Genomic DNA, 375 nt, shown 5'->3' with positions numbered 1-375 from the left:
GAAGTCGGTGGGGTAACCTTTTTGGAGCCAGCCGCCTAAGGTGGGACAGATGATTGGGGTGAAGTCGTAACAAGGTAGCCGTATCGGAAGGTGCGGCTGGATCACCTCCTTTCTATGGAGAATTGATGAACGCTGTTCATCAATAAAGTTTCCGTGTTTCGTTTTGTTCAGTTTTGAGAGAACTATCTCTCATATATAAATGTATGTTCTTTGAAAACTAGATAACAGTGTAGCTCATATTTTTTAATTTTTAGTTTGGTTAAGTTAGAAAGGGCGCACGGTGGATGCCTTGACACTAGGAGTCGATGAAGGACGGGACTAACGCCGATATGCTTCGGGGAGCTGTAAGTAAGCTTTGATCCGAAGATTTCCGAA

The 375-nt window shown here is 43.7% G+C and carries 2 rRNA genes; both read left to right on the top strand.

Features of this window, described 5'->3' with window-relative positions:
* Nucleotides 1-112, top strand: a 16S ribosomal RNA gene (locus AU379_RS23590); the annotation flags it as partial.
* A gap of 145 nt (nucleotides 113-257) precedes the next feature.
* Nucleotides 258-375: ribosomal RNA gene (locus AU379_RS23585) — 23S ribosomal RNA — on the top strand; the annotation flags it as partial.

It is taken from the genome of Bacillus sp. JH7, from assembly GCF_001563515.1.
GTDB classification, from domain to species: Bacteria; Bacillota; Bacilli; order Bacillales; family Bacillaceae_G; genus Bacillus_A; species Bacillus_A cereus.
This window is presented reverse-complemented; position numbering and strand designations above follow the sequence as displayed.